The sequence below is a fragment of the Streptomyces sp. genome, assembly GCF_035645055.1.
Classification (GTDB): Bacteria; Actinomycetota; Actinomycetes; order Streptomycetales; family Streptomycetaceae; genus Streptomyces.
The window spans coordinates 67,019-93,653 of sequence record NZ_DASQNH010000065.1 but is presented as its reverse complement, the minus strand read 5'-3'; the positions used below and the strand labels follow the sequence as shown (position 1 = coordinate 93,653).

Genomic DNA, 26,635 nt, shown 5'->3' with positions numbered 1-26,635 from the left:
GGTAGTCAAATTTGAGGAATGCGACGCGCTGTGCAGAGGATTTCCCCGGCAACCTCCTCCGAGATCCCCGAACTTGCCCGCTGCTGCGCGGTGTTCGTACCCGGTGACCCGGCCCGCGCCGGTGGCGTCGCCTTCTGGCGGCCCGGCGGCGAGGCACCGCCGGATGTCGCCGCGGGCACCGTCACGGATCTGGTCGTCGTCCTGCCCGACGGCGGTGGCGTCGAGCGGGTCACCGTGCCCGCCGTGGTCCTGCCGCTGCGCCTGTCCCTGCCCGTCCTCACCCGCGCGCGTGTCACCGGGCAGGGGCACCGGGCGGCCGTGTTCTGGGGGGCGGCGGCCCTTCTCGCCCTGAGGTTCACCGCGCGGGGCCTGCTGCTGCCCGGCCTTTCCGCGAGCGATCACGACGCATGGCGCACCGGTCCGCTGCGCGCGGAGGAGATCGAACAGGTCCGGCGGCTCGCCGCCGCGATGCCGCCCGAGGCGCACTCCGTGCCGGTGGACCACGCGGAGCCGCCGCGGCTGCCCGACCAGGAGCGGCTGTTGCGGGCCTTCCTGGACGCCGTCGCCGACACACTGCCCCGCTCCCCCGCCGCGCCGCTCGTCACCGGCGGACCGGCGTACGCGGGACGGGAGCCGCAGTATCTGCCCGAGCAGCGCGCCTGGGCCGCCGATGTCGCCGCGGGCCATGACGCGGGGGTGCGGATCTCGCTGCGGATCGAGGTGACGGGGCTGACGGACGCGCCGGAGCGGGCGAGGCCCGCCTTCCGCGCGGTGCCGCAGGTACACCTGGTGAGCGACCCCTCCCTCGTCGCGGACGCGGCCGACGTGTGGGCCGCCACGGACACCTCGGGCCGTGCCTTCGGCCCGCGCGCGCGGATGGACGCCCTCGTGGCGCTGCGCCGCGCGGCCCGCGCCTGGCCGGCGCTCGGCCCGCTGCTCTCGGCCGCCGTGCCGGACGCCGTGGACCTCGCGGACGAGGAGATCACCGAGCTGCTGGGCGAGGGCGCGGCGGCGCTCGCGGCGGCCGGGGTCGACGTGCACTGGCCCCGGGAGCTGGCCCGCGGCCTGACCACCCACGCGGTCGTCGGTCCGCCGGACGACGAGCCGGGCACCGGGGGCAGGATCTCCTCGGACACGCCGTCATTCCTGTCCGCCGACGCGTTGCTCGCGTTCAGCTGGTCGTTCGCGCTCGGTGACCAGCGGCTGACCCGGGAGGAACTGGACCGCCTCGCCGAGGCGAGCCGCCCGGTCGTCCGGCTGCGCGACCAGTGGGTGCTCATCGACCCCCATCAGGCGCGCCGGGCCCGTGACCGGCAGGACCGCAAGGTGACGCCGATCGACGCGCTGGGCGCGGCGCTGACGGGCTCCACGGAGGTCGACGGGCGCCGGGTCGAGGTACGGGCCACGGGCTGGCTGGCGGGGCTGCGCGAACGGCTCGCCGCCCCGGAGGGCCAGGAACCGGTCGCCCAGCCCGCCGCCCTCGCCGCCGAGTTGCGCGACTACCAGCGACGCGGTCTGAACTGGCTGGCCCGGATGACCTCTCTGGGACTGGGCTGCTGCCTCGCCGACGACATGGGCCTCGGCAAGACCATCACGCTGATCTCCCTGCATCTGCACCGGCAGAGCGACCTCTCGACGGCCGGTCCGACCCTGGTCGTCTGTCCCACGTCCCTGATGGGCAACTGGCAGCGCGAGATCGAGAAGTTCGCGCCGGGCACGCCCGTGCGCCGCTTCCACGGGGCCCGGCGCGACCTGGACGCTCTGGCCGACGGCGAGTTCGTGCTCACCACCTACGGCACTATGCGCCTGGACGCCCGCCGGCTGGCCGAGGTGCCCTGGGGCCTGGTGGTGGCCGACGAGGCCCAGCACGTGAAGAACCCGTATGCGGCGACCGCGCGGGCCCTGCGCTCCATCGGCGGACGCGCGCGCGTGGCGCTCACCGGCACTCCCGTGGAGAACAACCTCTCCGAGCTGTGGGCGATCCTCGACTGGACCACCCCGGGACTGCTGGGCCGGCTGGGCACCTTCCGCGCGCGGTACGCGCAGGCGGTGGAGAGCGGCCGGGACCCGGCCGCCGCGGAGCGGCTGTCCCGGCTGGTAGGCCCCTTCCTGCTGCGCCGCCGCAAGTCCGACCCCGGGATCGCGCCGGAGCTGCCGCCGAAGACGGAGACGGACCGCGCGGTGTCGCTCACACCGGAGCAGACGGCTCTGTACGAGGCGGTGGTGCGCGAGACGCTCGCGGAGATCGCGGGCGCCGACGACATGGCGCGGCGCGGGCTGATCGTGAAACTGCTGACCGCGCTGAAGCAGATCTGCAACCACCCGGCGCAGTACCTCAAGGAGGAGCGCCCGAGGATCGCCGGACGCTCCGGAAAGCTGGAGCTGCTGGACGAACTGCTCGACACCATCCTCGCCGAGGACGCGGGTGTCCTGGTCTTCACGCAGTACGTGGCGATGGCGCGGCTGATCGAGCGGCATCTGGCCGCGCGGGGCGTGCCCTCGCAGTTCCTGCACGGCGGGACGCCGGTGCCCGGGCGGGAGGCGATGGTGCGGCGCTTCCAGGACGGTGAGGTCCCGGTCTTCCTGCTGTCGTTGAAGGCTGCGGGCACCGGACTCAACCTCACGCGCGCGGAGCACGTCGTGCACTACGACCGCTGGTGGAACCCCGCCGTGGAAGCCCAGGCCACCGACCGCGCGTACCGCATCGGGCAGACCCGGCCCGTGCAGGTGCACCGGCTGATCGCCGAGGGCACGATCGAGGACCGCATCGCCGAGATGCTGAGCCGCAAACGGGAGCTGGCCGACGCGGTGCTCGGCTCCGGCGAGGCCGCGCTCACGGAGCTGACGGACGCCGAGCTGGCCGACCTGGTGGAACTGCGAGGGAGCACCCGATGAACCGGAACCGGAACGACACCGAGCGCACCTTCGCCGCCCTGCCGCCCGCGCCGGGGCGCGGTTTCGCCCGCACCTGGTGGGGCCAGGCCTGGCTCAAGGCTCTGGAGGACACGGCGCTGGACGGCGGGCAGGTCAAGACGGGCCGCCGGCTCGCGCGCGCGGGAGCCGTGGGCGCGGTGTCGGTGCGGCCGGGCCGCATCACCGCCGTCGTCCAGGACCGCGACGGCACCGCGTACCGGGCCGACGTCCTGCTGGAGGAGCTGTCCGCCGAGCAGTGGGACCGCTTCCTGGAGCTGGCCGTCGAGCGCGCCGGGCATGTCGCGGCGCTGGTCGACCGGGAGATGCCGCCGCACCTCGTCGAGGACGCGGCGGTGGCGGGCATCGAACTGCTCCCGGGGCTGGGCGATCTCGAACCGGCGTGCGACTGCGACGCCTGGGACCACTGTGGGCACACAGCCGCGCTCTGCTATCAGATGGCTCGGCTGCTCGACGAGGACCCCTTCGTCCTGCTGCTGTTGCGGGGGCGTGGCGAACGGGCTCTCATCGGCGATCTTCAGGCGCGCGGTACCGCGCGGGCGACCACGTCGACGTCGAGGTCGGCATCGGCGGAGGAGCCTTCGGAAGCGGCCGGGGTGGACGCCGCCGAGGCGTACGCCGCCGGCGACATCCTGCCGCCGCTGCCCGCCCTGCCCGAGCTGCCCGAGCAACCCGGACTGCCGCCGTCGCTGGACACCGAGGCCTCGCCCGCGCCGGGGATCGACCCGGCGGCCCTCGAGTTCCTGGCCGCCCGGGCCGCCGCGTCGGCACACCGTATGCTGGCCGACGCCCTGAGGGCCGAGGAGGACTCCCGGGAACCGGAGTTGCCGGTCGTTCAGGACGCGGTCCGGCTGGCCGCCGGAGGGCCCGAGCGGGCGATCCTCGAGCGGCTGGCGGACGGCTCGGGGCGCGGCCGGGAGGAACTGTCGGCCGCCGTACGGGCCTGGGAACAGGGTGGGGTGGCCGCTCTGTCGGTGCTCGAGGAGGAGTGGGCGGTCGAGGGTGACGCCCTCGCACGCGCGCGTGCGGCCCTGGAATCGGCCTGGGACGAGGACGATCGGCCGCCGCTGCGCGCGCGGGGCAACCGCTGGACGGTCGTCGGCGCGCCCAGCCAGCTGCGCCTGGGCCGCGACGGCCGCTGGTGGCCGTATCGCCAGGAACGCGGCCGCTGGATCCCGGCCGGCGGCCCGGCGCTGGACCCCGCGACCGCGCTGGCCTCGGCCCAGGCCCGACCGGAGGAAGGGGCTTGCTGACCGGCTTGGGCGTGCCCCCGCGGGCGGTGGCGCGAACCCCGGCGCGGTACGGGCCCGCAGCGACGTGAGGCCCGGGCAAGTCGGGATCCCCTGGCCAGGGGGTGACCCCAGCGGGATGTGGGCCACCACCGGGCTGTTGGCCCCCGCGTGAGGGCATGGGTCCGGCGGCGAGGGCTGAGCATGGCGGCGGCCGTAGACGGCATACGGCCGCCGCCGTGTGATCGCCTGGCCGGCGCCCGGGCACACGGCCGAGTCTCGGTCACCCGGCCGACGCCATGTCGTGCGGTGATCGCGCGTCCAGTCCCCGCGCTACGGCAGATCCCCCTCGCCGAAGGACGGGATCAGCGATTCCAGACCGCTGGGAAAGTGGCTGGGGAAGCCGCTCGGCAACTCACTCGGGAAGCCGCTCGGCAACTCACTCGGGAGGCCGCTCGGCAGGTCACTCGGGAGGCCGCTCGGCAGCTCGCTGGGGAAGCCCGACGGCAGGGACGGCACACCGGTGGGCAGCTCGCTCGGAAGACCGAGGGACGGCGCCGGGGAGCGGCTCGTGCTCGTGCCGGGCTCGGCGGAGGCCTCGCCGTCCGGCAGCCCGTCGCCGTCCGAGGCCACGAGCAGGACCGCGGCGACGATGGCGACGGTCACGAGAGCGGCCAGGGCCAGCAGGAGCGCGGTGCGCCGCCGCGCCGGAGGCTCGGGGCCCCCGGGAGGCGGTCCGAAACCGTCAGGGGGCGGCGCGCCGGCCGGTGGGCCGGGCGGCTGAGGCGGTGGGGGCGGCATGGCCATTCCACCAGCCTCCCGCCGGACCGGCCGTGAGGCGACCCCCGCGCGGGGTCCGGCACGGACTCATGCCATGGACCACATGATTCCGCGACATCGGACCGCGGCGCCAGCGGCATGGGCGCGCGGCATTCCGCACGGGGGGCCTCGGCCGGCCATCCGGCCGGCCGGGTGGTCAGCCGCGTGCGCCCAGCAGGTGGTCCATGGCCAGCTGGTCCAGCCGCTCGAAGGCCATCCCGCGCGCGGCGGCGGCGTCGACGTCGAACTCCTCGAACGCCGACCGGTCGGCGAGCAGCGCCTGCAGGCCGTCGTCCGCCGTCGGCTGGGCCAGCTCGTCCAGGCGGGCGGCGCGCAGGGCTTCCTGGACCTCGGGGTCCGCGCGGAAGGCGGCCGAACGCTCCTTGAGGATGAGGTAGTTGCGCATGCAGCCGGCGGCGGAGGCCCACACGCCGTCCAGGTCCTCGGTACGCGGCGGCTTGAAGTCGAAGTGGCGGGGGCCGGTGTAACCGGCGTTCTCCAGGAGGTCGACCAGCCAGAAGGCGGAGCGCAGGTCTCCGGCGCCGAAGCGCAGGTCCTGGTCGTACTTGATGCCGGACTGGCCGTTGAGGTCGATGTGGAAGAGCTTGCCGGCCCAGAGGGCCTGCGCGATGCCGTGCGGGAAGTTCAGCCCGGCCATCTGCTCGTGCCCGACCTCCGGGTTGACGCCGTACAGCTCGGGCCGCTCCAGGCGCTCGATGAACGCGAGCGCGTGGCCGACGGTGGGCAGCAGGATGTCGCCGCGCGGCTCGTTCGGCTTGGGCTCGATGGCGAAGCGCAGGTCGTAGCCCTGGGAGGTGACGTACTCGCCGAGGAGGTCGAAGGCCTCCTTCATGCGGTCGAGGGCGTCGCGCACGTCCTTGGCGGCGCCGGACTCGGCTCCTTCGCGGCCGCCCCAGGCGACGTACGTCTTCGCTCCCAGCTCGACCGCCAGGTCGATGTTGCGGATGGTCTTGCGCAGCGCGTAGCGGCGCACGTCGCGGTCGTTGGCGGTGAACGCGCCGTCCTTGAACACGGGGTGCGTGAACAGGTTGGTGGTGGCCATCGGCACGGTCATGCCGGTGGCGTCCAGAGCCTGGCGGAAGCGCTTGATGTGCGATTCGCGCTCGGCGTCGGAGGCCCCGAAGGGGATCAGGTCGTCGTCGTGGAAGGTGACGCCGTAGGCGCCGAGCTCCGACAGGCGCTGCACCGTCTCGACCGGGTCGAGGGCGCCGCGCGTGGCGTCGCCGAACGGGTCCCTTCCCTGCCAGCCGACGGTCCACAGGCCGAAGGTGAACCTGTCCTCGGGGGTGGGCTGGTAGCTCATGCCGCGGCTCCTTGCTCGTTTGCTGCTGACTATTTCGTCATGGCGCTTTACAAATTAGTATGCGGTCGCGTCTCTGGGAAGAGACAAGGTGTCCCCGATCGCAACGGGTCACAATCCACCACATATCTCCGCTGAGCCGCGGAAGAGGGAGAGCCCCGATGTCAGCAGCCGAGGGTCCGCTCGTCGTCGGCGTGGACACGTCCACGCAGTCCACCAAGGCGCTGGTCGTCGACGCGGCGACCGGGCAGGTCGTGGCGAGCGGCCAGGCGCCGCACACCGTCACGACCGGAGCGGGACGCGAGAGCGACCCGCGGCAGTGGTGGGACGCCCTGTGCGAGGCGTTGCGCCAGTGCGGTGACGCCGCCCGCGAGGCCGCGGCCGTGTCCATCGGCGGGCAGCAGCACGGCCTGGTCACCCTGGACGAGCGGGGCGAACCGGTGCGCCCCGCGCTGCTGTGGAACGACGTCCGCTCGGCGCCGCAGGCCCGCCGGCTGACCGAGGAGCTGGGCGGCGCGAAGTTCTGGGCCGAGCGCACCGGGTCCGTCCCTGCCGCGTCCTTCACGGTGACCAAGTGGGCCTGGCTCGCCGAGCACGAGCCGGAGGCGGTCCGCGCCACGACGGCGGTGCGCCTCCCGCACGACTACCTCACCGAACGGCTCACCGGTCAGGGCACGACCGACCGCGGCGATGTCTCCGGCACCGGCTGGTGGGCGTCGGGCAACGAGTCGTACGACGCCGAGATCCTCGCCCATGTCGGTCTGGACCCGGCGCTGCTGCCCCGCGTGGTGCGGCCCGGCGAGGTGGCCGGGACCGTGCGGGACAGCCACGACCTGCCGTTCTCCAAGGGCACTCTGGTCGCGGCCGGCACCGGCGACAACGCCGCCGCCGCGCTGGGACTCGGACTGCGCCCGGGGACGCCGGTGCTGAGCCTCGGCACCTCGGGCACGGTGTACGCGGTCTCGCGGCACCGGCCCGCCGACCCGACCGGCACCGTCGCGGGCTTCGCCGACGCGCGCGGCGACTGGCTGCCGCTGGCCTGCACCCTGAACTGCACCCTCGCCGTCGACCGCGTCGCCGCGCTGCTGGGCCTGGACCGCGAGGCCGTCGAGCCCGGCACGACCGCGACGCTGCTGCCGTACCTGGACGGCGAGCGCACCCCGGCCCTGCCGCACGCCTCCGGGCTGCTGCACGGTCTGCGGCACGACACGACCGCCGGGCAGTTGCTCCAGGCCGCGTACGACGGCGCCGTGCACTCGCTGCTGGGGGCGCTCGACCTGGTCCTCGACGAGGACGCGGACCCCTCGGCCCCGTTGCTGCTGATCGGCGGCGGCGCCCGTGGCGCGGCCTGGCAGCAGACCGTACGGCGGCTCTCGGGACGCCCGGTCCAGGTGCCCGAGGCGAAGGAGCTGGTCGCGCTCGGCGCCGCGGCCCAGGCCGCCGGGCTGCTGACCGGCGAGGATCCGGCCGCGGTGGCGCGCCGCTGGGACACCGCGCGCGGGCCGGTGCTGGAGGCCGTGGAGCGGGACCAGGAGACGCTGACCAGGATCGCCGGGGTACTCTCCGACGCGGCACCGCTGCTGGAGCGGAGCCCGCAGAGCCGCTGAGGACGGACGGAGGCATGACCGTACCGCTGCACGAGACCCACCCGGCCGGTCCCAGGCGCGCGCTGCCCGACACCCAGCAGGGCATGCGCCGCCGCAACCTCGCCCGGGTGATGCACACCGTCAGTGCCGAGGGGCCGCTGTCCCGGGCGGCCGTCGCCTCGCACATCGGGCTGACCCGGGCGGCGGTGTCCACACTCGTCGACGAGCTGATCCGCTCCGGCCTGCTGCGGGAACTGGGACCCGAGCGTCCGGGCCGGGTCGGCCGGCCCGGGTCCGCGCTCGCGGTCAGCGCACAGGGGCCCGCCGGACTCGGCGCGGAGATCGGCGTCGACCATCTCGCCGTGTGCGTGGTGGACCTGCGCGGCGAGGTACGGGCCCGGGCGGTGCGGCACGGCACCAACCGCGGCCGCGCGGCCGAGCCGGTGGTCGAGGAGCTGACCGGGCTCGTCCGGCAGATCGTCGCCGAGGCGGAGGGCGAGGGGCTGTGGCCCGCGGGGCTCGCCGTGGCCGTGCCCGGTCTTGTGGCGCGCGACGGCCGCACGGTCGTCCGCGCCCCCAACCTCGACTGGCACGACATCGACCTCGGCGCCCTGTTGCCTTTCGAGGCCGGGCTGACCGTCGACAACGAGGCCAACTTCGGCGCGCTGGCGGAACTCTGGCTCGGGGAGGGCACCCCTCCCGATTTCCTGCACGTCTCGGCCGAGATCGGCATCGGCGCGGCGGTGGTGGTCGGCGGAGGTCTGCTGCGCGGCACGCGCGGCTTCGCGGGCGAGCTGGGCCATGTGCCGGTCCGCCCGGACGGACCGGAGTGCGCATGCGGCGGGCGCGGCTGTCTGGAGCAGTACGCCGGCGAGGAGGCGGTGCTGCGTGCGGCGGGTCTGGAGCCGGGCGAGGACCGGGTCGGGCTGCTCGCCGGTCGCGCCGAGGAGGGCGACGAGGACGTACGGCGGGCGCTGCGCGACGCGGGAGAGGCGCTGGGGATCGCGCTGACCGGGGCGGTCAATCTGCTCGACCCCGAGAGCGTGGTGCTGGGCGGCGCGCTGGCCGGACTGGCGCCCTGGCTGCTGCCGTCGCTGCGATCGGAACTGGCCCGGCGCACGGCGGGGCCGCCCTGCCCGGTCTCCGTCTCCCGGCTCGGTCCACAGGGCCCGCTGCTGGGGGCCGCGCACTCGGTGGTCCGGGCGGTGCTGGACGATCCGGCGGCGGTGGCGGGACGGGTCTGACTCCGGCGGCGCACGCCAATCACCCGTGTGAGTGAGCGAGTTGTCCACAACGGCGCGCTTGTCCACGGAAGATCGCCGGGCCCTTCTGCCCGTCCGCCAAGCCCCGTACCGTGAATCACGCGAGCCGCACCGGTCCTGTCCCGTCCCGCGACGACGGCGGTGTGCGGATCGCGCCGACCGAGGGACTCATCGTCGACGGGGGACGCTCATGTCCGGAGAGCAGACACGCATTCTGACGGTACGGCCCGAACCGGGCGAGTACGCCTGGACGTTCGGCGGCGTGCCGCCCGTGGCCCGGATCGCGCCGGGCACCGTGCTCGATCTGTACACCGAGGACTGCTTCGCCGGGCGAGTGCGCTCCGAGAAGGACCTGGTGTCCGAGGTGTGCGAGTTCCCGTACCTCAATCCGCAGACCGGCCCGTTCCACATCGAGGGCGCCGAGCCGGGCGACACGGTCGCGGTGCACTTCGTGTCGATCGAACCGGCCCGGGACTGGGCCGCGTCGACGACCGTGCCGCTGTTCGGCGCGCTCACCTCCACGTCCACCACGGCCACCCTCCAGCCCCCGCTGCCGGAGACCGTCTGGATCTGGCACCTCGACCGGACCCGCCGCACCGCGCTGTTCCGGGCACACGACAGCGACATCGAGATCGAGCTGCCCCTCGACCCGATGCACGGCACGGTGGGCGTGGCCCCGGCCGGTCTGGAGGTCCGCTCGGCCCTCGTGCCCGACGCGCACGGCGGCAACATGGACACCCCCGAGATGCGGGCCGGTGTCACCTGCTATCTCGGGGTGAACGTCGAGGGAGCGCTGCTCAGCCTGGGTGACGGGCACGCCCGGCAGGGCGAGGGCGAGACCTGCGGGGTGGCCGTCGAGTGCGCGATGAACACCGTGGTGATCGTCGAACTGCTCAAGGGCCTGCGCACGCCCTGGCCGCGCATCGAGTCGGACACCCACATCATCTCCACCGGCTCCGCCCGTCCGCTGGAGGACGCGTTCCGGATATCCCAGCTGGACCTGGTGCGGTGGCTGGTCCGTGACTACGGGTTCAGCGAGCTGGACGCCTACCAGTTCGCGACCCAGGCCGTGGAATCGCCGCTGGCCAATGTGTGCGACACGAACTACACCTGCGTGGCCAAGCTTCGCAAGGAATGGCTCCCGGCCCGCGAGACTCACCGCGGACTGCACGCCCGACTGCGCGAGACGGCGGCGACGCTGCGGAGTTGAGCCCGCGCATCACCTCTCACCCACAGAGCCCCACAGAGCACTCGAAAGGCACTCCCCCATGGAACGGGCACGACCGCTCCCCACCCGGCGACGGCTGCTGCAAGGCGCCGCCCTCGCCGCCGTCCCGTACGCGCTGCTGCCCGAGACGCGGGCCGACGCGCGGACCCGGGCCCCCGACCATCCGCCGGCCGCGTGGCATCCGGCGCACACCGCCAACTGCACGCCGGCGAACCGTCCGGTGAGCCACCCGGTCGACTTCGTGGTCATCCATGTCACCCAGGCGTCCTACTCGACCACCCTGGGCGTCTTCCAGAACCGCAGAAAGCAAGTGTCCGCGCACTACGTGGTGCGCTCCGCCGACGGCCGTCTCGCGCAGTGCGTCCGCGAGTCCGACATCGCCTGGCACGCGGGGAACTGGGACTACAACACCCGCAGCATCGGCATCGAGCACGAGGGCTGGGTGGACCGGCCCGGTTGCTTCACCGACGTCCTCTACGAGCGGTCGGCCCGGCTCACCGCGTCGATCTGCGGCAAGTACGGCATCCCCAAGGACCGCGCGCACATCATCGCGCACTACGAGGTGCCGGGCTCCGACCACACCGATCCGGGCCCGCACTGGGACTGGAGACGGTACATGCGGCTGGTCAACCGCGTCTGACCGGCGCCCGCCGCACCCACAACCCTTCGGGCGAAGCCGAGAGAGGGCCACGGACACAGGTACGTGGCGTCGGGTCGCACGGTCCCGGCGCTCATCCGTCACCTCGTTGCCCGGTGCACAGGGGCGGGCGGTGCGATCCAGCCGGTGAGACGTGAGACCGATGTCGTACCCGGAGCGGCCCGTGGTGACGCTCGTGGTGCGCGCGGCAGCCCGCCCCTCCCGCCGGACAATGGTGACCGGCACGTCGTCATCGGCGAGAACCAGCAGGTCATCGCGGATCACAGGCGCTGCCCACCGACCGGCCGGAGCATCGCCGGGCCGTCGGCCCGGCGCCGCTCCCGCAGGCGGTCAACCGCGCTGCGCCCCGAGTGGGAGAGTCGGGCGTGGTGGACGGGCACACCGGAGGGTTGGCCGAAAGGAACTGGCAAGAATCCGGGCAGCGGGTCGGACGGCCCTGTCACTCTGAGTCAATGAGTCAGCCCGCTCTCAGTGTTCGTTCCCTGGACCTCACCGATCCGGCCACTTTCATCGAGAACGACATCCACGAGTTCTGGCGCGACGTACGTGCGCGACGTCCCGTCTACTGGCACGAGGCCACCGATCGCCGTCCCGGGTTCTGGGTGGTGTCCCGGTATGCGGACGTGCAGTCGCTGTACCACACCGCGGCCCTCACCTCGGCGAGGGGAAACGTCCTCGACGTCGTGCTGCGCGGCGACGACTCCGCGGGGGGGAGCATGCTGGCCGTCACCGACGGTCCGCGCCACCGCAGCCTGCGCAACCTCATGTTCAGCGCGTTCACGCCGCGGGTCCTCGGCGAGGTCGTCGAGAAGGTCCGCAAACGCACGGACGAACTGGTGTCGGCGGTGCTCGAGAGGGACACCTTCGACTTCGCCGCCGAGGTCGCCGAGCAGATTCCCATGAACACGATCTGCGATCTGCTGTCCATTCCGGTCACCGATCGCGGTGACCTGCTGCAGTGGAACAAGATGGCCCTGTCGTCGGGTCACGCCGACAGCAGCGAACTCGACGCGCTCAGCGCCCGCAACGAAATCGTGCTCTATTTCATGGAGTTGGCGCAGGAACGCCGGGACAAGCCGGGCGACGACGTCATCAGCATGCTCGCGACCTCGGAGGTCGAAGGCCGTCTCCTCACCATCGAGGAAGTCGCCGTCAACTGCTACAGCCTCATTCTCGGCGGCGACGAGACATCCCGGATATCGGCGATCTGCGCGGTCCTCGCGCTGATCGAGAACCCCGATCAGTGGCATGCGCTGCGGACGGGAGAGGTCTCCTTCGAGTCCGCGGTGGAGGAAGTGATCCGCTGGGCGACTCCGGGAATTCACCTGGCGCGCACCGCCGTCGAGGATTTCGAGATCCGCGGCGAGAAGGTGCGCAGCGGCGACATCGTCACGCTGTGGAACATCTCGGCGAACAACGACGAGTCGGTCTTCGACCAGCCGCGCCGGTTCCTGCTGTCGCGTTCGCCCAACCGGCACCTGTCGTTCGGTCACGGCCCGCACTACTGCCTGGGCGCCTACCTCGGCCGGGGGGAGCTGCGGGCGCTGCTGAGCGCCTTGGTGGAACGCGTCGCACGGATGGAGCTGCGCGGGACACCCCGCCCGATCTACTCGAACTTCCTCACCGGTTACGAGAGCCTGCCGGTTCACTTCGAGAGCCGCTGACGCCCTCGCGGAACAGGTCCTCGCGGAAAGAGGCCGCCGCGGAGGAGTCCTCCGCGGAAGAAGTGAACCCGGCGGCACCACGAGGTTGCCATCCGCATTGCCGTCCGCGAGAACACCCGAAGTCGAGAGGTGAGCATGAGGAAGAGTGTCTGTGTCATAGGCGCGGGTCCATCGGGTCTGGTGGCGGTCAAGGAACTCCTGGACGAAGGTCATTCCGTGACCTGCTTCGAGCACAGCGCCGAACTCGGCGGCGTGTTCCGGGCGGGAGTCGGGGCCGACGAGGCGGGTGCCTACGACTCCACGATGCTGACCATCTCCAACTACATGATGACCTTCTCCAGCTTCCCGCCGCCCGATGGCCAGGACCGGCGCTACTGGTCCGCGGGCGAGTACCGGCGGTATCTGCTCGACTTCGCGGAGAAGTTCGGCCTCGAACCCACCATCCGGTACCGGACCGATGTGCTGAGCGTGTCGCGGAACGACAACGGCGGCTACACCGTCGAGGTCGCCCCGGCGGACGACCCCGAGGGCCGGATCGCCCACCAGTTCGACGCCGTGGTCATCTCGACCGGAACCCACCGTGTCCCGAACTACATCGACCTGCCCGGCCAGGAGGACTTCACGGGCGAGATCGTGCACTCGGCCCACTACCGCAACGCCGACCGGTTCCGCGGCAAGCGCGTGCTGTGCGTGGGCATCGGCGAGACGGCCGCGGACGTCGTGAACGAGATCGCCCAGGTGGCCGCGAGCTGCACACTGTCCGTGCGCCGCTACCAGCCCATCGTCGAGCGGTACCCCGGGGACCGGCCGTTCACGAACGACGCCTACACCTCCCACCTGCTGCACTCGGTGCCCCTGGCCGCCGCCGGCGCGATCATGCACTTCGGGATGAAGCGGAACCGGACCCGGGGGAAGACGGCCGCCGCCCGGGCGGTGGCCGCGTGGAACGCGAACAACAAGGACTTCTTCCACCACTTCCTGACGAAGAACGACGCGTTCGTCCACCGGATCGTCGACGGCACGCTGACGGTCAACGCCTCGGGCATCCAGCGGCTCGGCAAGGACCACGTGGTGTTCGAGGACGGCCGCCGGGAGTCCATCGACACCATCATGCTGAACACGGGCTACACGGAGGACTTCAGCATCCTGAAGGACGTCGACGTCACCGACGTCCGCAGGCTGTACAAGCACATGATCCACCCGGAGCTGGGCGCCGGTGTGGTCTTCGTCGGGTGGGCGCGGCCCGCCGCCGGTGGCGTTCCGGCCTGCTCCGAGATGCAGAGCCGCTACTTCGCGCTGCTGTGCAGCGGCAAGAAGCGGCTGCCGGACCGGGTCCGGCTCCAGGGGCTCATCGAGCGGCAGGCCGCCTACGAGAACGAGGTCTTCCACGGCAACCCCGGTCTGCGGACCCTGGTCCACTACAACCACTACATGATCGATTTCGCGAAGGTGATCGGCTGTTCCCCGTGGCGTACAGCCCTCGTCCTCGATCCGCGGCTCGCCCTCCGGCTGTGGTGCGGCTCCCAGACACCGCACGTCTACCGGCTGTTCGGCCCGCACAGCGACCACAGGACCGCGCGCAGGACCGTCATGAGCCTGCCGTCGGCGTTCACGGTCTCCCGGATCGTCCTGACCATGGCGGTCGGCGCGGTCTCACGCGCACTGATCGCGATGGGCCTGATGAAGCCGGATCCCGCGTACTGAGACGTGTCGCGACCACCACCACAGGGCACTCGGGACGGGTCAGGGAGGTCCCGAGGAGAGGTGCGGTCACGGTGGACGATCGGCGCTACGACGAGCAGGGCGAGGTACCACTGGCGGGCTACGCCGGTGTCGCGGGCGTGTTCGCGGCGAGCGCGGCGACGTACGCGCTGGTGTTCCGGCGCCTGGGGCGGCAGGTGCCGGAACGGGTGCCGCCGTGGGACGTGGTGCTGCTGGGCACGGCGACCTTCAAGGCGGCACGGCTGCTCACCCGGGACAAGGTGACCAGTTTCCTGCGGGCGCCGTTCACCCGCCGTGCCGGGGAGGGCGGCGGCAGCGAGGTGTCGGACGTGCCCCGGGGCGGTACCGCCCGGCAGGCGGTCGGCAGCCTCGTGTCGTGCCCGTTCTGCACGGCCGCCTGGGTGGCCGCCGGCCTGACCGGCTACTACGCGTGGGCGCCGCGGCCCGCCCGGCTCGTCTGCGCGGGGCTGACCGCCGTGACCCTGGCGGACTGGCTGCAGTACGCCTGGACCGGGACCCGGGAGGCCGTCGACGGCTGACACCCGGGGATTGGGCACCGCCGGTCGCTCACCGGCAACACGGAGACGGGCACTGGGGCTGGCCCGTGGCGCCGCGGGTGCCCCGACCGCCTGACCCGACGGCACACCGGCGCCCGGCGCGGCGCACCACCTGCCGGACGGTCCCGGCACCCGGACCGGTATCACCGGCGCCGGACGGTGACCGATGCCGACGCCCAGGGGACGGCAACCGGGTCTGGGTCGGCCGGCGGCCCGCGACGCAGCCCCATGGTCTCTGGGTCACCGAGGACGGCCGGCTGACCGGCGGGCGCGTGCGGGACAACGACTTCTCCGGCAACGCCGGCGGCGACCCGGCGCGACACCGCGCCGGTGGACGCGCGGTGACGGGACAGCGACGAGTGACCCGGCGATCCGGGGAGAGCCGGCTCAGCGCCGTTGCGGCACCTTCGTCCCCGTACCGCCGCTCAGCCTCAACCGCGCGCCCTGGCGCAGCAGTTCCTCCTGGACGAGTTCGGCGGGCACCTCGCGCGGGGCGCGGCCGGAGCGGACGGCGAGCGCCGCGCAGACGCCCGCGGCCTGTCCGGTCGCCATGGCGATGGGCATCACGCGGTAGGAGGAGTGCGCCACGTGCGAGCCGGAGATGCAGCGGCCGGCGACGAGGAGGCGCTCGGTGTCGCGGGGCAGCAGGCAGCGCAGCGGGATGTCGTAGAACCGGCCCTGCGGGACGCGCATCAGGATGGTGCCGGAGCCCTTCGGGTTGTGGATGTCGACCGGGTAGGCGCCGTGCGCGACGACATCGGGGAAGGAGCGGGCCTCCATGATGTCGTGGCCGGTCAGGTGGTAGTCACCCAGGATGCGGCGGGTCTCGCGGACCCCGATCTGGGTGCCGCTCTGCGCGACGTACGACGTCTCGAAGCCCGGCACGTACTGCCGCAGGAACCGTTCGATCTGCTCCAGCTGGCGGCGGGCCACGTACTCGGCGCGGGTCAGGTCCCACACGTCGATGCCCAGCGCCCCGGTGACGCGGGTGCTGTTGACGCTCACCTCACCCGCGTGCGGGGTGCCGAAGAACAGGATGTCCTCGCGCGGCAGCGTCAGTTCGCCCGCCTTCGTGGCCTCCTCGACCAGGTCCCACAGCCCGTGCACGCCCTTCCACTGGTCGGGGTGCTCACGGACGTACTCGGAGAATCGCGGGCGCAGGAAGTCGACCACCCGGAACATCAGCGTCATCGGCTGGACCAGCCCGTCCTGCGGGCGGCCGATCTCGAACGGCGCCCCGCAGGCGGTGGCCACATCACCGTCGCCGGTGCCGTCCACGACGACGTCCGCGTCGATCACCACCGGCCCCGACTTGGTCTCGAACACCACGCGCCAGCCGTCGTCCAGCGGCAGCGCGGTGGAGGCGAAGGAGTGGAACAGCAGACGCACCCCGGCGTCGTCCAGCAGGTCCAGCAGGACCAGCTTGTAGATCTCCGGGTCGAACGGCACGGTGTAGCCGGTCTTCAGGGACGGCCGGACACAGCCGCCGCGCGCGTTCAGCCGGTCCAGCAGCTGCCACAGGAACCCGGCGACCACCGCCTCGCCCTCACCGTGGTCGGTGGGCAGCAGTTGGTCGCCCAGTTCGCCGGGCTCGGTGAACACCGCCTGCTTGCGCTCGTTGTGGAACGACATCAGCGGCATGACCAGGGCCGCGGTGGCGTTGCCGCCCAGGAAGCCGTACCGCTCCACGAGAACGACCTCCGCACCCGCCTCGGCCGCCGCGCAGGCGGCGGCCGTGCCGGCCGGTCCCCCGCCGACGACCAGGACATCCGTCCGGCCGCCGTCGCGGGCCGGGCGGGCCGGCACGGTGAGGGTCCGGGGCTGTGCGGGTGGTTCCAGGATCGGCATCACTTCATCCCGTCGGCAGGTGGATCCGCTGCGGCAGGCCCGGCGTCCGGCGCGGCAGGGGGCGGGGGCCCGGCGGCGGACGTCAGGTCGGGGTCCCGGTACCCGGCCTGAGCAGGTGCAGGCCCGGCTCGGCGGGCTCCGCGACGGCCGGGGCCGCCAGGTCGAGCGCGTCGAGCACCGCGCCGAGGCGGGTACAGGTCTCCCCGGCCCGGCCCCGCAGCCGCTGCACCCGCTCCTCGAAGTCGCCGCGCCGCTGCGGGAACTCGTCCCAGAGCCGGTCCACCTCGGCGAGCAGCAGCCCCGCCTGCTCGCGCGCGACACCGACCAGGGCGGGGGCGCCGAGCCGGCGGGCGAAGTCGAAGACCTTCCCGGAGTACGGCAACGGCAGGACGGGCAGCCCGGAGAGGGCGGCGAAGATCAGGAAGTGCAGGCGCATGCCGACGACGAGGTCGAGGTGGCTCATGAAGCCGAGGACCTGGCCGGGGCTGTAGACGCTGTGCAGGATGCGGCCCCGGTCCGGGGCGGTCATCCGGGAGAGCACACCGTGGGCGTGGTGCACGTCCTGGCGCTCCATCGGCACGAAGACGACATGGGCGTCCAGCCGCCGCACCAGGAAGTCCGCCACGTCGGCGAGGAGCGCGTGGTAGTCGCCCTCGTCGAGCTTCTCGGCGGCCCGGCCCGGTTCCCGCACCGACATGCCGACCAGCCGGTGGGCGTCGGCCGGGATGCCCTCCTGGCGCATCATCTGGTCGGTGAACGGTTCGGGCGGCAGCAGCAGCGCGGGATCAGCGGTGACGACGATGTCGCGGTCCAGCCCGGCCTCCTCCAGGACCAGGTGCGATTCCTCGTCGCGGACCACGACCTCCTCCATGTCCGACAGCACCGCGCGCACCGCCTCCCGGTCCTCGGCCTCGCGCAGCGGGCCCGCGCCGACGGCGTAGGCGAAGGTGCGTACGCCGCGGGCCTGGGCCGCGGCGACCAGGCGCAGATAGCGGCGGGCCTCGCCGTCGTAGAGGATGCCGCCGCCCCCGAGGACCAGCAGGTCCAGCCCGGACAGCACGTCGAGCAGCTGCCGCTGGGGGACACCCTCCCAGTCGACCACCTCGTCGAGGGTGGGGTGGTGCGCGCGGGTGTGCTCGGCATTGCGGCTGAGGGCGACGAGCCGGGCCTTCGGGCGGTGGGCGCGCAGACAGCTCAGCATGCACGTGAGGATGGCCTCGTCCCCTAGGTTGAAGCCACCGTAGGAACCGAGCAGGCCGATACTCGGGCTCGCTTCGGTGGAGCGGGGCGGCTGTGCGGTGGTGGTCATCCGGCACTCCTGTTCCGTGGCGGGTCGCTGCCGCGGTTCGGGCCCGAGTTGCCGCCACAAGTCGGGAGAAACACCCCTTCTGAGGCAGTCGGGCCGAGAGGGCGGCGGACGGCCGGTACGCCGTCGAGGTCAGTCCGAGGTCATACGCACGGCAGCCGCGAGCGTCGTCGCGGCGGAGCCCGCCGGTTCCGCGACCGGGGCCGCCTCCCCTGCCCGGATCCGGCCCGGTACCCGCCCGGCGGTCGGATCGGCTCCGCGCCCATCCTTCCACGGGTCCCGACCGGCCACCATCGCAAGCGGGGCCGGGGCGCGGCGGCCGGAAGAGACGGCCGCGACAGCCGAGGGGACGGCTCCCCGCCGGGCCGGGGGGCCGGGGGCAGCCCTGCGGACACCGGGGTGCCGGCCGGGCCGGATCGGTGCCGGGCGGGCGCCGTCACGTTCCGTGTGTCACTCCGATGCCGTACATCGCCGAGCCGCGACGGCCCGGACGACGGAGGCTGATCGGGTGCAGCGGTTCGCCGTCGCGCCAACGAGGAGGCCCGAATGAGCACTCATTCTTCCCGGACCTGGCAGCACGCCGTCGTCACCGGCGGCGCCGGGTTCGTCGGCTCCCATCTGTGTGCCGCCCTGCTGGAGTCCGGCGCGGCCGTCACCTGTGTGGACGACTTCAGCACCGGCCGCCCGGAGAATGTGGCGCCGCTGCTCGACCGCCCGGGATTCGCCCTGGTGCAGGCCGACGTCGCCGAGGGCGTCCCCGTGGACCGGCCACCGGATCTGGTGCTGCACTTCGCCTCTCCCGCTTCCCCGGCCGACTATCTGCGGCTGCCGCTGCACACCATGGAGGCCGGCAGCCTGGGCACCCGGCACGCCTTGGAGCTGGCTCATCGCGCGAGCGCCCGGTTCGTGCTGGCCTCGACGTCCGAGGTGTACGGCGACCCGCAGCAGAACCCGCAGGACGAGCGGTACTGGGGTCATGTGAACCCGGTCGGCCCGCGCAGTGTCTATGACGAGGCCAAGCGTTTCGCCGAGGCGCTGACCACCGCGCACGCGGACAGCGAGGGCACCGACACCTGCATCGTGCGGCTGTTCAACACGTACGGCCCGCGGATGCGCGGCCACGACGGCCGGGCGGTGCCGACCTTCGTCCGGCAGGCCCTCGCCGGAGAGCCCCTCACCGTCACCGGCGACGGGCGTCAGACCCGGTCGCTGTGCTACGTCGACGACACGGTGCGCGGCGTTCTCGCCGCGGCGGCGCACGGCCTGCGCGGCCCGGTGAACATCGGCAACCCGAGCGAGATCACCATGCTCGGCCTCGCCCGGCTGGTGATCGAGCTGGCCGGGTCGGACTCGGAGATCCGGTTCATCGAGCGGCCGGCCGACGATCCGGCCGTGCGCTGCCCGGACATCACCCTGGCTCGCGACAAGCTCGGCTGGGATCCGGAGGTGGACGCCGAGGAGGGGCTGCGCCGCACGATCGCCTGGTTCCGTTCCGGCGCGGCCCGCTGACTCCGCCGTCGACCGAGCCGTCCCCGCGGAAGCCGACCGCTCCCTTCGCCGAAAGGCCTGGCCATCCATGCGCATCCTCGGAATCAACGCCCTGTTCCACGACCCCGCCGCCGCTCTGGTGATCGACGGCCGTACCGTCGCAGCCGCCGAGGAGGAGCGGTTCTCCCGCCGCAAGCACGGCAAGCGGCCGGTGCCGTTCTCGGCCTGGGAGCTGCCGGAGCAGGCGGCCGCGTGGTGTCTGCGGCGGGCCGGACTGCGCCCGCAGGACCTGGACGCCGTCGCCTACTCCTACGACCCGGCCCTGGCCCGGCCCGCCGGCGAGCTGGGCCTGGACGACCCCTGGGACCATCTGCGGCAGACGTACGCCCGGGAGGCGCCGGGGTTCCTGAGGACCGCGCTGCCGGGGCTCGACCCGGAGATCGTGCGGTTCGTGCCGCATCACATGGCGCACGCCGCGTCCAGCGCGTACTGCGCGGACGGCGCCGAGGACTCCTCCGTGCTGGTCCTGGACGGCCGCGGGGAGCGCGCCTCGCATCTGGCCGCGCGCCGGGTCGGGGACAAGCTGGAGCCGCTGTACGCGCAGGAGCTGCCGCACTCGCTCGGGCTGGTGTACGAGGAGCTGACGGGACATCTGGGCTTCCTGCGTTCGTCCGACGAGTTCAAGGTGATGGCCCTGGCCTCGCACGGCAGCCCGCGCATGCTGTCCGAGCTGCGCCGCTACGTCCATCCGACCGGCGACGGCGGGTTCCGGGCGACGGGTGTGCCCTGGCACGAGTTCTGTCCGCCGCGGGGCGCCGAGGAACCGTGGACGCAGGACCACGCGGACGTGGCCGCGAGCGCTCAGGCGGTGCTGGAGGAGACCCTGCTCGACCTGGTGCGCTGGCTGCACGGCCAGACCCGGCACAGCGTGCTCACGCTGGCCGGCGGCGTCGCCCTGAACTGTGTCGCCAACTCGCGGATCGCCCGCGAGGGGCCGTTCTCCCGGGTGTGGGTGCAGCCCGCGGCCGGGGATGCGGGCACCGCGCTGGGTGGCGCGCTGCTGCTGGCCGCCGGGTCGGGGGACTCTCCGGAGCCGATGGCCGGCGCGGACCTGGGCCGGGACTGGACGGACGCGGAGCTGGGCGCGTGGCTGAAGACGGCGGCCGTGCCGTTCGAGCGTCCGCCGGACATCGCCGAGACGGTGGCGCGCACGCTCGCGGACAACGGGATCGTCGCCTGGTTCCAGGGCCGTTCGGAGTACGGCCCGCGGGCGCTCGGCCATCGCTCGCTGCTGGCCCACCCGGGGCACGCGGGCAATCTGGAGCGCCTGAACGACGTGAAGGGGCGCGAGCAGTTCCGGCCGGTGGCGCCGATGGTGCTGGCCGACCGGGCCGCCGAGATCTTCGACGGGCCGCTGCCCAGCCCGTACATGCTGTTCGTGCACGACGTGGCCGAGTCCTGGAGGGACCGGATCCCCGCCGTGGTGCACGTGGACGGCACGGCCCGCATCCAGACCGTCGACCCGGCCCGGGAGCCGCTGGTGGCGCGGATGCTGGGCGAGTTCGAGAAGCTGACGGGCCTGCCCGTGGTGGTCAACACCAGCCTGAACACGGCGGGCCGGCCCATGGTGGACGACCCGCGCGACGCCCTGGAGTGCTTCGGCTCCTCGCCCGTCGACCTGCTCGCCATCGGCCCGTACGCGATCCGGCGCGGTGACGTCTTCCGCGCCGCCGGCGACGGGAGGGTCTGATGGGCGACCACGGAGCGCGGTGGCCGCACGGCCACGGGCCGGAGACCGCGTACGCCGTGGTGATCCCCACCCTCGGCCGCCCCAGCCTGGGCGTCTGTCTGCGCGGCCTGGCCGCCGCCGACGGGCCGCCGCCGGAGCGGCTGGTGCTCGTCGACGACCGGCGCGGGGACGCGGGCGCGTCACTCCTGGCCGAGGTGCCGCGGTCGCTGCGGTCGCGCACGACGGTCGTCGCGGGCGGCGCCCGCGGGCCCGCCGCGGCCCGCAACGCCGGGTGGCGGGCGGCCGGCGCGGTGCCGTGGATCGTCTTCCTCGACGACGACGTGGTGCCCGGCCGCTCCTGGGCCGCCGATCTGACCCGCGACCTGGCGGCGACGACGGAAGGGACCGCCGCGGTGACCGCGCGGATCGAGGTGCCGCTGCCGGAGGGCCGGCGCCCCACCGACTGGGAGCGCAACACCGCCGGGCTGGCGACCGCCCGCTGGATCACGGCCGACATGGCGTACCGGCGTACGGCCCTGGAGGCGGCGGGCGGCTTCGACGAGCGGTTCCGGCGGGCCTTCCGGGAGGACGCGGACCTGGCGCTGCGGGTGACCGCGGCCGGGTGGTCGGTGGCCGAGGGGGCCAGGACCACGACCCATCCGGTGCGGCCCGCCGGCCGGTGGGTCTCGGTGCGGCTCCAGGCGGGCAACGCGGACGACGTGCTGATGACCCGCCTGCACGGCCGGGACTGGTGGCGGCGGGCGGACGCGCCGCGGGGGCGGCTGCCCGCGCATCTGACGGTGACCGGGGCCGCGGTGGCCGCGCTGTCCTGCGCGGCGATGCGCCGGCCGCGGCGCGCGGCGGTGTGCGCGGCGGTCTGGCTGGCGGGGACGGCGGAGTTCGCGCTGGCCCGGATCCGGCCCGGGCCCCGGACCCGGGACGAGGTCGTCACCATGGTGCTGACCAGCCTCGCCGTCCCGCCGGCCGCGGTCTGGCACTGGCTGCGCGGGCAGCTCGTCCACCGGGGAACGCCCCCGTTCGACGTGGCGGGGACCGAGGGACCGCCGTGGACGCGGCGGGAGCCGGAGCCGGAACGGGTGGGCTCATGACCATGCGGCCCTGGATCTTCGCGGGAGCGGCGGCGCCCGCCCGCGCCCCCGCTCGCGATCCCGGCGACGGTCTCCCGGCCGCCGTCCTCTTCGACCGCGACGGCACACTGGTGGCCGATGTGCCCTACAACGGCGACCCGGCGCGGGTGCGGCCGGCGCGGACGGCGCGCGCGGCCGTGGACGCGGTGCGGGCGCGCGGTATCGCGGTCGGGGTGGTGAGCAATCAGTCGGGGGTGGCGCGCGGGCTGCTGACCCGGGCCCGGGTCGAGGCGGTCCAGCACCGGGTGGAGGAGTTGCTCGGACCGTTCGGGGTGTGGGCGGTGTGCCCGCACGGACCGGACGACGGCTGCGCGTGCCGCAAGCCCGCGCCGGGGCTGGTCCTGGCCGCCTGCGCCCGGCTCGGTGTCGATCCGTCCCGCAGCGTGGTCATCGGCGACATCGGCGCCGACATGGCGGCGGCCCGCGCGGCGGGTGCCCGGGGGGTGCTCGTGCCGACGCCGGTGACCCGCCCGGAGGAGACCGCCGAGGCCGCGGAGACGGCACCGGACCTGCTGGCGGCGGTACGGCTGGTGCTGGGCCCGGACCCGCACCCGGAGCGGCCGGGGGCCGGGCCGGGTCCCTGCCTCGACCCCCTGCGCGAGCCGGTCCCGGAACCGCCGGGCACCGCGCCTGCCCCCTCCCCCGGCCCCGCCCGAACGGCGGCCCCCTCATGAGCGCCGCCCCCCGGACCCTCGTGGTCCGTCTCGACAGCGCCGGTGACGTGCTGCTCGCGGGGCCGGCCGTGCGGGCGGTGGCCGCCGGGTCGGCGTACACGGCGTTGCTGTGCGGGCCGCAGGGCGAGCAGGCGGCGCGGATGCTGCCAGGCGTGGACGAGGTGCTGGTGCACGACGCCCCGTGGGTGGGTCTGGAACCGGCGCCGGTGTCGCGGGAGGGGACGCGTCGGCTGCTCGGGGAGCTGGCGGAGCGCCGCTTCGACCGGGCGCTGATCCTGGTGTCGTTCCACCAGAGCCCGCTGCCCGCGGCGCTGCTGCTGAAGCTGGCGGGGGTCGGCTGGACCGCGGCCGACAGCGAGGACTATCCGGGCGCGCTGCTGGATCTGCGCCACCACCGGCGCCCGCACCGGCACGAGGCGCTGGCCGCCCTGGATCTGGCCGAGGACGCCGGGTTCGCGCTGCCGCGGGGCGACGACGGCGCGCTGCGGGTGGAGCCGCCGCCGGACACCACGCCTCTCACCGGTGCCGAGCCGTATGTCGTGCTGCATCCGGGCGCGGCCGTGCCGGCTCGCGCGTGGAGTCCGGACCGGGCGGCGCGGGCGGCTGCGGCGCTGTCCGCCGAGGGCCACCGGGTGGTGGTCACCGGGGGGCGCGGGGAACGTGAGCTGACCGCGCGGGTGGCCGGGCGGCACGCACTGGACCTGGGCGGGGTCACGGATCTGCGGCAGCTGGCGGGGGTGCTGGCCCGGGCACGGGTGGCGGTGACCGGGAACACCGGTCCGGCGCACCTCGCCGCCGCGGTCGGCACTCCGGTGGTGTCGCTGTTCGCCCCGGTGGTGCCGGCCGAGCGGTGGCGGCCGTACGGCGTGCCGTTCGTGCTGCTGGGTGATCAGCGGGCGGTCTGCGCGGGGACGCGGGCGCGCCGCTGTCCCACGCCGGGACATCCGTGTCTGGACGGGATCGGGGACGCCGAGGTGCTGGCCGCGGTGGCCGCGCTGTGCGGCGGCCGAGCGGCGGACCGACCGGTCGGGATGAATAACTTGACGGAGACAAGAAAGACGGCCCACGAGACAACTGTGACAAAAGGGGCAAATGAGCGAGGAGTGACCTGGTGAACATCCTTCTGTGGCATGTGCACGGCTCCTGGACGACGGCGTTCGTGCAGGGCCCGCACACCTACCTCGTCCCCCTGCTCCCCGACCGCGGACCGGACGGCCGCGGTCGCGCCCGCACCTTCTCCTGGCCCGCCTCCGTACGCGAACTGCCCCCCGACGAGCTGCGCGAGGCGGAGGTCGACCTGGTCGTCCTCCAGCGCCCGCACGAGCTGGAGCTGGCCGAGCGGTGGCTCGGCGGCCGACGCCCCGGCCGGGACGTGCCCGCCGTCTACCTGGAGCACAACACCCCGGACGGCGACGTACCGAACACCAGGCACCCGTTCGCCGACCGCGACGACCTCACCCTCGTCCACGTCACCCACTTCAACCGCCTCTTCTGGGACAACGGCGGCACCCGCACCGAGGTGATCGAGCACGGCATCGTCGACCCGGGCCACCGCTACACGGGCCGGCTCGCCCGCGCGGCGGTCGTCGTGAACGAGCCCGTACGGCGCGGCCGGTACACCGGCACCGACCTGCTGCCCGCCCTGGCCGAGGCCGCGCCGCTGGACGTCTTCGGCATGCGCGCCGAAGGACTCGCCGCGCACCTCGGGCTGCCCGAGGAGCGCTGCCGGGCCATGGACCTGCCGCAGAGCGACCTGCACGCGGCACTGGCCGAGCGGCGGCTCTACGCGCACCCGGTGCGCTGGACCTCCCTCGGGCTGTCGCTGCTGGAGGCCATGCACCTGGGCATGCCGGTGGTGGCGCTGGCCACCACGGAGGCGGTGGAGGCCGTCCCGCCCGGCGCGGGCGTGCTGTCCACCCGCCCGGAGGTGCTGGCCGAGGCCGCCCGCCGCTATCTCGCGGAGCCCGGGGCGGCGGCCGAGGACGGGGCACGGGCCCGTCAGGCGGCCCTCGGACGGTACGGGCTCAAGCGCTTCCTGAACGACTGGGAGCGCGTGATGACGGAGGTGCGCTCATGACGGCATCGGCCGGTTCCCTGACCGCCGCACCGGACGCCGGTGGCCCCGGCTCCCTCGACATCGCGCTGGTCTCCGAGCACGCCAGCCCGCTCGCCGCGCTCGGCGGGGTGGACGCGGGCGGGCAGAACGTGCACGTCGCCGCCCTCGCGGGCGCGCTCGCCGACCGCGGGCACCGGGTGACCGTGCACACCCGCCGGGACAGCCGGGAGCTGCCCGACCGGGTGCCGCTGCGCGACGGGGTGGAGGTGCACCATGTGCCGGCCGGGCCGCCCGAGCCGCTGCCCAAGGACGAACTCCTCCCCCACATGGACGAGTTCGGCCGGCAACTGATCGGGGTGTGGCGCTCCCGGCCGCCCGACCTGGTCCACTCGCACTTCTGGATGTCCGGCCTCGCCTCGCTGCACGCGGTGCGCGCCCTCGACCTGCCGCTGCTGCACACGTATCACGCGCTCGGCACGGTCAAGCGCCGCCACCAGCAGCTCGCCGACACCAGCCCGCCGCAGCGCGTCGCGCTGGAGACCGAGGTGGGCCTGGGCTGCGACCGGGTGATCGCCACCTGCCGGGACGAGGTCGCCGAACTCGCCCGGATGGGGGTGCGCTCCGCCAAGGTGAGCGTGGTGCCCTGCGGGGTCGACACCGAACTGTTCACCCCGCAGGGCCCGGCCGCCCCGCGCGGCCCCCACCCCCACCGGCTGCTCCAGCTGGGCCGGCTGGTCCCGCGCAAGGGCGCCGCGGTGTCCATCGCCGCCCTCGCCCTGCTGCCCGACACCGAGCTGGTGGTGGCCGGCGGCCCGCCCGCGCACCGGCTCGACCAGGACCCGGAGGTGCGCCGGCTGCGGGAGATCGCCCGCCGGGCCGGGGTCGCGGACCGGGTCCGGTTCACCGGCGGAGTGCCCAGCCGGCAGGTGCCGACGCTGCTGCGCGGCTCCGACGTGGTGCTGTGCCCGGCGGACTACGAGCCGTTCGGCATCGTGCCGCTGGAGGCGATGGCCTGCGGCGTCCCCGTGGTGGCCAGCGCGGTCGGCGGCCAGCTCGACACCGTCGCCGACCCCGGCACCGGCCGCCTGGTCCCGCCGCGCGACCCGCGCGCGCTGGCCCGGGCGGTCGCCGATCTGCTCGGCCGCCCCGAGGCCCGCCGGGCGTGCGGCGCGGCCGGCCGCCGCCGGGTGCTGCGCCGCTACACCTGGGCGCGGGTCGCCGCCGAGACCGAGGCCGCGTACTGCGCCGTTCTGGAGGCCGCGCCGGCCGTGACGGAGGTGGTCTGACGAAGCGGCCGAGACAGCCCCGGCCGTCACGGCTCCTCGGGAGCCCAGGCCATGAGGGCCACGTGGGAGCACCGGCCCCAAGGGCTGCCAAGGAGCGCCGACCGCCCTCTGCCACCGCTGCGA

The 26,635-nt window shown here is 74.0% G+C and carries 20 protein-coding genes; 16 read left to right on the top strand and 4 right to left on the bottom strand.

Translation table 11 applies throughout. The features are described from left to right. Positions 1–30: 30 nt before the first annotated feature. Together VE614_RS22145 and VE614_RS22140 are read left to right on the top strand one after the other, a co-directional pair. Positions 31–2,895, top strand: a complete 2,865-nt coding sequence (locus VE614_RS22145; protein ID WP_324939844.1) for a DEAD/DEAH box helicase — start codon at positions 31–33, stop codon at positions 2,893–2,895. After that, a complete protein-coding gene (locus tag VE614_RS22140) occupies positions 2,892–4,184 on the top strand; it encodes an SWF or SNF family helicase (RefSeq protein WP_324939840.1) in 1,293 nt (430 codons plus the stop codon). Before VE614_RS22145 ends, VE614_RS22140 begins: the two co-directional genes overlap by 4 nt. A 309-nt stretch (positions 4,185–4,493) precedes the next feature. Here VE614_RS22140 and VE614_RS22135 read toward each other — a convergent pair whose 3' ends face one another. Next, complete coding sequence (locus tag VE614_RS22135) at positions 4,494–4,826, bottom strand: hypothetical protein (RefSeq protein WP_324939836.1); 333 nt, start codon at positions 4,824–4,826, stop codon at positions 4,494–4,496. Between the two features lie 310 nt (positions 4,827–5,136). Further along, positions 5,137–6,303, bottom strand: coding sequence for a xylose isomerase (gene xylA, locus VE614_RS22130; RefSeq protein WP_324939833.1), 1,167 nt, complete (start codon positions 6,301–6,303; stop codon positions 5,137–5,139). Positions 6,304–6,461: 158 nt separating this feature from the next. Between xylA and xylB the strand changes: the two genes are divergently transcribed. From xylB to VE614_RS22095, 7 genes are all read left to right on the top strand, one after another. After that, positions 6,462–7,907 carry a xylulokinase gene (gene xylB, locus VE614_RS22125; protein WP_324939830.1) on the top strand — a complete coding sequence of 482 codons (1,446 nt, stop codon included), beginning with the start codon at positions 6,462–6,464 and terminating at the stop codon, positions 7,905–7,907. Positions 7,908–7,921: 14 nt separating this feature from the next. Beyond that, positions 7,922–9,130, top strand: a complete 1,209-nt coding sequence (locus VE614_RS22120; protein ID WP_324939827.1) for an ROK family transcriptional regulator — start codon at positions 7,922–7,924, stop codon at positions 9,128–9,130. A 208-nt stretch (positions 9,131–9,338) separates the two neighbouring features. After that, positions 9,339–10,358: an acetamidase/formamidase family protein gene (locus tag VE614_RS22115; protein WP_324939826.1), complete on the top strand. Its 1,020-nt coding sequence runs from the start codon at positions 9,339–9,341 to the stop codon at positions 10,356–10,358. A 58-nt stretch (positions 10,359–10,416) separates the two neighbouring features. Next, complete coding sequence (locus VE614_RS22110) at positions 10,417–11,016, top strand: peptidoglycan recognition family protein (RefSeq protein WP_324939823.1); 600 nt, start codon at positions 10,417–10,419, stop codon at positions 11,014–11,016. Positions 11,017–11,486: 470 nt separating this feature from the next. Next, a complete protein-coding gene (locus VE614_RS22105) occupies positions 11,487–12,698 on the top strand; it encodes a cytochrome P450 (RefSeq protein WP_324939820.1) in 1,212 nt (403 codons plus the stop codon). A 135-nt stretch (positions 12,699–12,833) separates the two neighbouring features. Next, the gene (locus VE614_RS22100) at positions 12,834–14,402 is read left to right on the top strand and encodes a flavin-containing monooxygenase (protein ID WP_324939818.1); all 1,569 of its coding nucleotides are present in this window, start codon (positions 12,834–12,836) and stop codon (positions 14,400–14,402) included. A 71-nt stretch (positions 14,403–14,473) separates the two neighbouring features. After that, on the top strand, positions 14,474–14,959 hold the full coding sequence (locus VE614_RS22095; protein ID WP_324939815.1) for a DUF1360 domain-containing protein: 486 nt from the start codon (positions 14,474–14,476) through the stop codon (positions 14,957–14,959). A 405-nt stretch (positions 14,960–15,364) separates the two neighbouring features. On the opposite strand, the gene VE614_RS22090 is transcribed toward VE614_RS22095, so the two are convergent. Together VE614_RS22090 and VE614_RS22085 are read right to left on the bottom strand one after the other, a co-directional pair. Continuing rightward, complete coding sequence (locus VE614_RS22090) at positions 15,365–16,825, bottom strand: FAD-dependent oxidoreductase (RefSeq protein WP_324939812.1); 1,461 nt, start codon at positions 16,823–16,825, stop codon at positions 15,365–15,367. An 82-nt stretch (positions 16,826–16,907) separates the two neighbouring features. Next, entirely contained in the window at positions 16,908–18,134 is a 1,227-nt protein-coding gene (locus VE614_RS22085; protein ID WP_324939809.1) for a polysaccharide pyruvyl transferase family protein, read from the bottom strand. A 543-nt stretch (positions 18,135–18,677) separates the two neighbouring features. Between VE614_RS22085 and VE614_RS22080 the strand changes: the two genes are divergently transcribed. The 7 genes from VE614_RS22080 (at position 18,678) to VE614_RS22050 (ending at position 26,512) form a co-directional block, all read left to right on the top strand. After that, positions 18,678–19,640, top strand: coding sequence for an NAD-dependent epimerase/dehydratase family protein (locus VE614_RS22080; protein ID WP_324939806.1), 963 nt, complete (start codon positions 18,678–18,680; stop codon positions 19,638–19,640). Between the two features lie 67 nt (positions 19,641–19,707). Then, positions 19,708–21,369: a carbamoyltransferase family protein gene (locus tag VE614_RS22075; protein WP_324939803.1), complete on the top strand. Its 1,662-nt coding sequence runs from the start codon at positions 19,708–19,710 to the stop codon at positions 21,367–21,369. Next, entirely contained in the window at positions 21,369–22,457 is a 1,089-nt protein-coding gene (locus VE614_RS22070; protein ID WP_324939801.1) for a glycosyltransferase family 2 protein, read from the top strand. Before VE614_RS22075 ends, VE614_RS22070 begins: the two co-directional genes overlap by 1 nt. Further along, positions 22,454–23,170, top strand: coding sequence for an HAD-IIIA family hydrolase (locus tag VE614_RS22065; protein ID WP_324939798.1), 717 nt, complete (start codon positions 22,454–22,456; stop codon positions 23,168–23,170). The genes VE614_RS22070 and VE614_RS22065 overlap by 4 nt, the downstream gene beginning before the upstream one ends. Then, positions 23,167–24,285 carry a glycosyltransferase family 9 protein gene (locus VE614_RS22060; protein WP_324939795.1) on the top strand — a complete coding sequence of 373 codons (1,119 nt, stop codon included), beginning with the start codon at positions 23,167–23,169 and terminating at the stop codon, positions 24,283–24,285. Before VE614_RS22065 ends, VE614_RS22060 begins: the two co-directional genes overlap by 4 nt. Beyond that, positions 24,282–25,247 (top strand): glycosyltransferase, encoded by a 966-nt coding sequence (locus tag VE614_RS22055; RefSeq protein ID WP_324939792.1) that lies wholly within the window; start codon positions 24,282–24,284, stop codon positions 25,245–25,247. Before VE614_RS22060 ends, VE614_RS22055 begins: the two co-directional genes overlap by 4 nt. After that, on the top strand, positions 25,244–26,512 hold the full coding sequence (locus VE614_RS22050; RefSeq protein WP_324939789.1) for a glycosyltransferase: 1,269 nt from the start codon (positions 25,244–25,246) through the stop codon (positions 26,510–26,512). Before VE614_RS22055 ends, VE614_RS22050 begins: the two co-directional genes overlap by 4 nt. Positions 26,513–26,635: the final 123 nt, after the last annotated feature.